At 67.9% G+C, this 6,906-nt stretch carries 5 protein-coding genes; all 5 read left to right on the plus strand.

Annotated elements, in window-relative coordinates; translation table 11 throughout:
- Position 1 precedes the first annotated feature (1 nt).
- The 5 genes from ACZ6YI_RS19640 (at position 2) to ACZ6YI_RS19660 (ending at position 6,778) form a co-directional block, all read left to right on the plus strand.
- Positions 2 to 1,921 (plus strand): TolC family protein, encoded by a 1,920-nt coding sequence (locus ACZ6YI_RS19640; RefSeq protein WP_465780112.1) that lies wholly within the window; start codon positions 2 to 4, stop codon positions 1,919 to 1,921.
- Positions 1,922 to 1,944: 23 nt separating this feature from the next.
- Positions 1,945 to 2,697 (plus strand): efflux RND transporter periplasmic adaptor subunit, encoded by a 753-nt coding sequence (locus ACZ6YI_RS19645; RefSeq protein ID WP_440329436.1) that lies wholly within the window; start codon positions 1,945 to 1,947, stop codon positions 2,695 to 2,697.
- A 4-nt stretch (positions 2,698 to 2,701) separates the two neighbouring features.
- Entirely contained in the window at positions 2,702 to 4,081 is a 1,380-nt protein-coding gene (locus tag ACZ6YI_RS19650; RefSeq protein ID WP_465780113.1) for an efflux RND transporter periplasmic adaptor subunit, read from the plus strand.
- Positions 4,078 to 6,216 carry a site-2 protease family protein gene (locus tag ACZ6YI_RS19655; protein WP_465780114.1) on the plus strand — a complete coding sequence of 713 codons (2,139 nt, stop codon included), beginning with the start codon at positions 4,078 to 4,080 and terminating at the stop codon, positions 6,214 to 6,216. Before ACZ6YI_RS19650 ends, ACZ6YI_RS19655 begins: the two co-directional genes overlap by 4 nt.
- Positions 6,217 to 6,529: 313 nt before the next feature.
- Positions 6,530 to 6,778: a hypothetical protein gene (locus ACZ6YI_RS19660; RefSeq protein ID WP_465780115.1), complete on the plus strand. Its 249-nt coding sequence runs from the start codon at positions 6,530 to 6,532 to the stop codon at positions 6,776 to 6,778.
- The last annotated feature ends 128 nt before the right edge of the window (positions 6,779 to 6,906 follow it).

A 6,906-nucleotide genomic window follows, 5' to 3' on the forward strand; every position in this document is an offset into this window, starting at 1 on the left:
CATGTCCCACCTTGACCCGATGAACACCACCATGTCGCGTTCCCCGCTGCGTTTCGCTCCGCTCGCCGCCTCGGTGGCGCTTGCTGTCTTCCTGGCCGGTTGCGGCGCGGTGAAGCCGAAGCCGCTGACGCATGACGAGATCGCCACCCGCGTCCGCAACGACACGGCCGCCATGTACAAGGGCCAGGAGCCGCTGAACGGCGCGCTCACGCTCTCCGACGTCATGGCACGCTCGCTGAAGTACAACCTGGATTACAGCCTGAAGCTGATGGAGACGGCGCTCTCGCAAGGCCTGCTCGACGTGTCGAAGCTGGACATGCTGCCGAAGCTCACCGCTGATGCCGGTTACCGCTGGCGCAGCAACGACTCGGGCGGCACCAGCATCGGCATCGAGGACCGCATCGTCTCGCTGCGCCCCTCGACCTCGGAAGAACGCGCCCACCTGCTTGGCGACGCCACGCTCTCGTGGGACGTGCTGGACTTCGGCCTGAGCTACTTCCGTGCGAAGCAGGCCGCGGAAGACGTGAACGTCACCGACGAGCGCCGCCGCAAGGTGCTGCAGAACATCGTGCAGGACACGCGCGATGCCTACTGGCGTGCGCTGGGTGCGCAGCGCCTGCTTGGCGAGGCGACCAGCGTCGCTGACAACATCAACGCCGCGCTGGAGAAGACCCGCCAGGCCGAGCGCGCCGGCATCCTTCCCCCGGTGGAAGGCCTGGAATACCAGCGCGCGCTGCTCGATGCGATGAGCCTGGTCACGCAGAAGCGCCAGGAAATGGAGTTCGCCAAGCGCGAGCTCGCCGCCCTGATGAACCTCGCCCCGGGTACGGACTTCACCCTGGCCGACACCAGCGAAGGTGCGCTCGCACCGCTGCCGTCCAGCATCGACCAGCTCGAGCAGATGGCCCTGGAACAGCGCCCGGAACTGCGTGAGGAAGACTACAAGACCCGCATCGACGCGCTCGAAGCGAAGAAGCAGATCACCGCGCTGTTCCCGAACCTCAACCTGTTCGGCGGCATCGGCTACGACTCCAACAAGTACCTGTACAACGAGAACTGGACGCAGGGCGGCCTGAGCATGTCCATGAACCTCGTGCGCCTCGCCGGCATCCCGGCGATCAAGCGCGCGAACAAGGCACGCATGGAGGTCGACGATGCGCGGCGCATGGCGCTGAGCATGGCCGTGATCACCCAGGTCCGCGTATCGGTCGAGCGTTACAAGCTGGCCATGTACGACCACAGCCTCGCGCTCGAATCGGCCAGCGTCGACCAGCGCCTGGCCAGCGTCGCCCGCGCCGGTTCGGACAACCAGCTGACCAGCGACCTGGAAACCCTGCGCACCCGCGCCCGTTCGCTTGTCTCGCGCTTCCAGGAAGCCTCGTCGTACGCCGCCGCGCAGTCGGCCTATGGCCGCGTGCTTAACTCGGTGGGCATCGACCTGATGCCGGAACAGGTGTCGGGTAGCGACGTGGCGACGCTGTCGCGCGCCATCCAGACCAGCCTCGTCGAGGGCGAGAAGCACGTGTTCACCCAGGTCGTCGACGTGGCCCATGTCGATCGCCCGTTCTCGCTGAGCGTCTCCGGCCTGCCGGCGAAGGTGGATGGTGCCGCCGTGCGCGATGCCGTCGGCAGCGTGCTCACCGGCAACCGCCTGGCGCTCGGCAACGGCAATGACAGCCTCGCCGTCGACCTGCGCTACAGCGCCACCCGTGGTCGCGCCGCGACGCGTGCGGTGTGGGACGTGACCGTGCAGGACAAGGGTGGCCGCCAGCTGATGAAGCAGAGCTACCAGAGCTACCTGCCGGACGACGCGACCACCCGTTCGGTGAGCGCGCTGGCCGAGGCGGCCGTGCTCTCGGTGCTCGACCAGCTCCGCCAGCTCTCCGCCGCCCCGGAAACGGCCGCGGCCAACACCCCGTAATTCACACGTAGAACCCGAAAGACATGAAGACCTCGATGTGGCTGCCGGCTGTCCTTGCGCTTGGCATCGTTAGTTCCGCCGCCGTGGGTGCCCCCGTGGCCCCCGCGGCGGGTACGCAGGCACCGGTGCGTTTCCTGGTCGTCGCCGACCAGGAGAGCCCGATGTCCGCGGCCGCGCCGGGCCGCGTCGCGCGCGTGTACGTGCAGCTGGGCGATAGCGTGGCGAAGGGCAAGGTGATGGTCGCGTTCGACTGCAGCGACCTGACCGCCAAGCGCGACGCCGCCGATGCGGAATACAAGGCTGCGCAGCTGCGTTACGAAGCGAAGGCGAAGCTGCAGGGCCTGCAGTCCGCCGCCGCGCTGGAGGTGGAACTCACCGCCGCCGACGTCAACCGGACCAAGGGCCAGCTCGGCATCATCAACGCGCAGATCGCTCAGTGCCGCTTCGTGGCACCGTTCGATGGCCGCGTGGCGCGCGTGCACGTGAAGGAAGGGCAGGGCGTGGGTGCCGGCGCACCGGTGGTCGACCTCGTCGGCACCGGCACGCCCAAGGCGCGCCTCAACGTGCCTTCCAACTGGATCAGCTGGCTGAAGCCCGGTGCGCACCTGGACGCGACCGTGGACGAAACCGGCGCGCATTACCAGCTCACGGTGACCCGCCTCAGCGGGCGCGTGGATGCGGTGAGCCAGACCATCGAGATCGAAGCGGATTTCACCGGCGATACCAGCCAGGTGCTGCCGGGCATGAGCGGTCGCGCCGCGCCGGGCAAGGGCTGAGCGCATGACCGCCAAGCCTGCCGCCACGACGCCGGCGTCGTCGCGCTTCTACGCGCTTGCCTCGCGCGTGGAGGCGGCGACGACCGCCACCGAACTCGGCTTCGCCGCGTGCAACGACACACGCCTGCTGGTGGATTACCGCCAGGCGGCGCTGGTGGTGCTGCCAGCCGCGCGGCCGCCGCGCCTGGTGGCGCATTCCGGGCTGGCGGACGTCGATCCGAATACGCCGTATGCGTTGTGGCTGTCGGGCGTGGCGAAGGCGGTGGCAGCGCGCTGTGCCGAGCTGCCGGGGAACGCGCGCGTGCTGCCGCTTTCGCCGGACCTGCTTGACGACGAACTCGCCGCGGGCTGGAGCGAATGGTTCCCGGCACATGTGTGGGTGCTTCCGCTGGTCGGGCCCGACCAGTCGGTCGGTGCGCTGCTGTTCCTCGGCCGCGACGAGCCGTGGCCGACCACCTTGACGTCCGACGGCGATGAATTCGCACTGCTGCAGATGGCCGGCCTGTACGGCTATGCGTGGTGGTCGCTGGTGGCGCGCCCATCGCGCGTGCAGCGCTGGTGGCGTGCGGCGACGAGTGGCAAGCGCTGGCGCTATATCCTCGCCGGCCTGATTTTTGTGCTGCTGCTTCCGGTGCGCGAATACACGCTGGTGCCGGCCGAGATCATCTCGCTGCATAGCCAGGTGATCGCCTCGCCGCGCGAGGGCGTGATCCGCCGCATGGTCGTCGCGCCGAACGCGACGGTGAAGGCCGGCCAGGTGCTCGCCGAGCTGGACGACACCACGCTGCGCAACAAGCTGGCCGTGGCCCAGGCCGAGCTCGCGACGGCGAACGTGGAAATGCACCAGGCCGCGCAGCAGGCGATCGAAAGCCAGAACGCGAAGGCCGACCTCGGCATGGCCGAGGGCAAGCTGCACGAGCGCGAGGTGGATGTCGCTTCGCTGCAGCGTGAAGTGGAAAAGCTGGAGATCCGCGCGACCGCCGATGGCGTGTTCGTGTATTCGGATCCGGACGACTGGGCCGGCCGCCCGGTGCAGACCGGCGAACGCATCGGCCTGCTCGCCGATCCGCATACCTTGGGCGTGCGCGCCTGGGCACCGGTGGGTGAGCCGACCAACCTGGAAAGCGGGGCGCCGATGACGGTGTTCCTGAAGGTCGCACCGCTCAGCCCGGTGGGTGCGCGCCTCGACTATGCCGGCTACCAGCCGGTGGAATCGCCGACCGGCGTGGCGAGCTACGTGCTGCGTGGCACGGTGGATGGCGACGCTTCGGCGGCGCGCATCGGCCTGCAGGGCACGGCGCGTGTCTCCGGCCACTGGAACGTGCTCGGCTACCTGCTGCTGCGCCGCCCGATCGCCACCGTGCGGGCCTGGGGCGGGGTATGAACGCGGCGGCCGCCATGGCCGCCAGCGGCGCTGGCCTGGGCATGGGTCCCGCGCCGCCGCCATGGCCATTGCTGCGCGAGGAGCTGGATATCCACCCGGCCGGCCGCAATCGCGATGGCTCGCCCGCGTGGCATCTGTCGGATCCCGTGCGTAACCAGTTCTTCCGCATCGGCTGGCTGGAATTCGAGATCCTGCAGCACTGGGGCCTCGCCGAACCGGCGGCCATCGCGGAAGCGATCGCCGCGTCGACCACGCTGCAGCCCGAGCCGGATGATGTCATCGAGTTCGTGATGTTCCTGAAGCAGCAACAGCTGCTGCGTAGCGCCACGCCGAAACGCACGACGTCGCTGGGCCACTGGCTGCTGCAGAACTACCTGTTCATCCGCGTACCGCTGGTCCGGCCGCAGCGCTTCCTCGCGAAGGCGCTGCCGTGGATCCAGTGGATGTTCACCACGCGCTTCCTGGTGGTGACGCTGCTCGCCGCCGTGCTCGGCGTGGTCTTCGCCGCGCGCCAGTGGGATGTGGTGCAGGCGAACCTGCGCGGCGCGCTGACCTGGGACGGCGTGTTTGCCTTCGCTGGCGCGCTGGTGTTCTCCAAATGCTGGCATGAGTTCGGCCACGCGTTCATGGCCACGAAGCATGGCGTGCGCGTCGGCCACATGGGCGTCGCGCTGCTGGTGATGTGGCCGATGGCGTATACGGACACGGGTGAGAGCTGGAAGCTGGAGCGCTCGCAGAAGCGCCTCGCGATCGCCTCCGCCGGCGTGATGGCCGAGCTGGTGCTCGCGGCATGGTGCACGCTGCTGTGGTCGTTCGCGCCGGATGGCAATTTCCGCAATGCGCTGTTCTTCCTCGGCACCACCGCGTGGGTACTGACGATCGCGGTGAACGCGAGCCCGTTCATGCGTTTCGATGGCTACTTCATCCTGGCCGATGCGCTCGACTACCCGGGCCTGCACGAGCGGGCAGGGCGCTGGGCGAAGCGCTGGGTCCGGCGCACGTTCCTCGGTATCGAGGATCCGCGACCGGATGCAGTGTCGAAGCCGTTCGCCGCATTCCTTACTGGTTTTGCCTTTACGACCTGGCTGTACCGGCTCACGTTGTTCGTGGGCATCGCCGTCGTGGTCTACCACGCCTTCTTCAAGGCGATGGGCCTGATCCTGTTCCTCGTGGAAATCCTGACGTTCGTGGTGAAACCCATGCAGTACGAAGCCCGTGTGTGGTGGCAGCGCCGCGCCGAGATCCGCTGGCCCGTGGCCCGCCGCTGGCTCATCGGCATCGGCGCGGTCGCGCTGGTGTTGCTGGTGCCTTGGTCGGCATCGATCAAGGGCGACGGCGTCGTGGAATCGGGCTTCGAGCAGCCGGTGTTCACGCCATATCCCGCGCAGATGGACAAGGTGCTGGTGCACGAAGGCCAGGCGGTGAAGCGTGGCGAGGTGTTGTTCGAGCTTTCCGCGCCCACGCCGCAGGATGAGGGCGCGAAGGCGGATGCGTTGCGCGAAGCGTATGAATCCGCGGCGCGTGGTGCCTCGGCGCTGGATCGCGATGGCGTGGCGAAGCAGGTTGTCGCGGACCGCATGGCCGAGCAGTACGACGCGCAGAAGCTCGCGAGCACGGCGGAACTGCACCGGCTGCGGATCGTCGCCGCGGCGGATGGCGTGGTGCGCGATCTCGATGAAACATTGCGCGCGGGTAGCTGGGTCTCGACCAGTGCGCGCATGGCCACGATCATTGGCGGATCGCGCTGGCGCGTCGAGGCGCTCGTGTCCGAAGCCGACCGCGCGCGCCTGTCGCTCGGCAGCGAGGCCACCGTGTTCCCGAAGGGTTCGGCCACACCACTGCATGGCAAGGTCGTGACCATTGATAACGGCGCGCTCGAGCACCTGCCGAGCCTGGCCCTCGCGAAAGAACGCGGCGGCCCGATCCCGCTGAACCCCACCGCCCCGCCGAAGGAACTCCGCCCCGCCGCCGTGTGGTACAGGGTGCGCGTGGAAGGCGAAAGCGCCACCCCGGTCCCCAGCGAGCAACTCGCCACGGTGCACTTAACCGGCAAACGCGAGAGCTACGCCCGCCGCTGGATCGATAGCACCCTGCTGATCCTTCTGCAGCAGACCGGCCTGGGCAAAGACGGCTGATACCTTCCCTGTGGGAGCGCGCTTGCGCGCGATGGGTGCCAGCCCCGGACCCCATCGCGCGCAAGCGCGCTCCCACAAGAAGCCGCACATCACCGTGCGGCTACGAAAAACCTCACCCAGATAACGCCTCGTAAGCAAAACGAAAGCTCCCGGACGGGATAGCGAAAGGTGGCAGGGAGCACGCTTTTCCCGTGCCCTACGGGCCTTTTGCTAACCGACAGCCCGGGCGTTAACGGCGATTTGTCACATTTTTCGCGCCGGTCCGTCATGTAATCAGGGTAGATATGCCCAAGACCTACGCGAGGAACCGACCATGGCGCTGGCCGCTGCACGCATCGAACCGATTGCCCCCCTTTCCGTGATCCTGGAAGGCTGCGCCGATGTGAACGATGCCACCTGGGTGCTCGACCTCCCCGAGGATGTGATCGATTCCCTCGAGCGCCACGTGAGCTTCGACCTGCCCGTCAACACCCCGACCTTCTGTGAATGGCTGGTGATGCAGGCGATGGATCCGACCGAAAGCCCGCTGACCGTTGGGCAGCTGAAAGCTCGGTACTGCTAAACCCCCAATCATCAAAAAGACATGTGGGAGCGCGCTTGCGCGCGATGGAGGTTTCGGTAACCCCCATCGCGCGGCCGCGCGCGCCCCCCGGGTTGAGGGGGAAATAGGGGCGGGGGGGGCGGGGGATG

The organism is Luteibacter sp. NPDC104163 (assembly GCF_055584245.1).

Excerpts from the sequence above, each read along its gene's own strand:
- ACZ6YI_RS19655 (WP_465780114.1), top strand. The coding sequence starts at position 4,078 with ATGAACGCGGCGGCCGCCATGGCCGCCAGCGGCGCTGGCCTGGGCATG.
- ACZ6YI_RS19640 (WP_465780112.1), top strand. The coding sequence starts at position 2 with ATGTCCCACCTTGACCCGATGAACACCACCATGTCGCGTTCCCCGCTG.
- ACZ6YI_RS19660 (WP_465780115.1), top strand. The coding sequence starts at position 6,530 with ATGGCGCTGGCCGCTGCACGCATCGAACCGATTGCCCCCCTTTCCGTG.
- ACZ6YI_RS19645 (WP_440329436.1), top strand. The coding sequence starts at position 1,945 with ATGAAGACCTCGATGTGGCTGCCGGCTGTCCTTGCGCTTGGCATCGTT.
- ACZ6YI_RS19650 (WP_465780113.1), top strand. The coding sequence starts at position 2,702 with ATGACCGCCAAGCCTGCCGCCACGACGCCGGCGTCGTCGCGCTTCTAC.